The sequence below is a fragment of the Flavobacterium sp. Leaf359 genome, assembly GCF_001423985.1.
Taxonomy (GTDB): domain Bacteria; phylum Bacteroidota; class Bacteroidia; order Flavobacteriales; family Flavobacteriaceae; genus Flavobacterium; species Flavobacterium lindanitolerans.
This window is the reverse complement of the sequence record NZ_LMPW01000012.1, coordinates 1-958: the sequence shown is the minus strand read 5'-3', so window position 1 is coordinate 958 and position 958 is coordinate 1. Positions and strand designations below refer to the sequence as shown.

Below are 958 nucleotides of genomic sequence, written 5' to 3'. Positions count from 1 at the left end.
CTATAACCTCTTCAGTGAGCCCAACCGAAGCAGCGGAAACCTGGTGGCCGACAGCTACATGAACTTTTCCGACAAGTACGGACAGATGGAATTCGTGGGCTACCGCAACGTGACGGTGACCGACAGCGGAAACAACGGGAAGACGGAATACACCTTCTCCTCTTCGGCAGACTACCCCCTTGGCACCATCGACATTGGGGATACCTACAGCCAGTCCATCGACTACAAGCGAGGCCTGTTGAAAAACAAGAAGTCCTATGACAGGAACGGTAACGTCGTACAGAACACGAGCTATGAATATGCCTTCTTTGGCGAGAGCAACCAGATAAGCTATCTTAACAACAGGACGGTCAGGGACAGGATAGGAAGGTCAAGGCTCCAGAGCGAGACCACCACATACTATCCGGCTAATTCGGAGCCCGTGGTAAAGACTACGGCGTACAGCTACTATGACGATATCAACAGAAGCCTGGAATCAAAGACAGCTACTACGTCTGCCGGAGACGTACTGAAGTCCAAGTACTATTACCATACGGGCAACTCTCCCCTCTCCAAAAACAGGATCTCCGAAATCGAGAAGGTAGAGGACTACAGGAACGGAAACCTAATTAACACCAGCAAGACGGACTATTCCAACATCTGGACAAACAATGTATCGTGGATGCCCTCGACTGTGTCCGCCTCAACGGGAAGCACCCCACTTGTTGCCAAGGCGAAATTCAACCAATACGATAAATACGGCAACCTTCTGGAAAGCGAGCAGCCCAACGGGATGAAGACCAGCTATGTCTGGGGATACAACAGTACGCAGATGGTCGCCAAGATAGAGAATATGGCTTACGGAAGCATTCCCCAAAGCCTGATAGGGGCAGTACAGGGCTATTCAAACAGTGCGACATACAATGAGGCTTCACTGCTGTCTGCCCTGGAAGACCTGCGCATTTCCGCATCGGCCTCC

General features: G+C 51.3%; 1 protein-coding gene. It reads left to right on the top strand.

What is annotated here, in order from left to right; all coding sequences use genetic code 11:
• The coding region (locus ASG38_RS17995; RefSeq protein ID WP_162239679.1) for a hypothetical protein at positions 1–958 on the top strand (958 nt) is incomplete at both ends.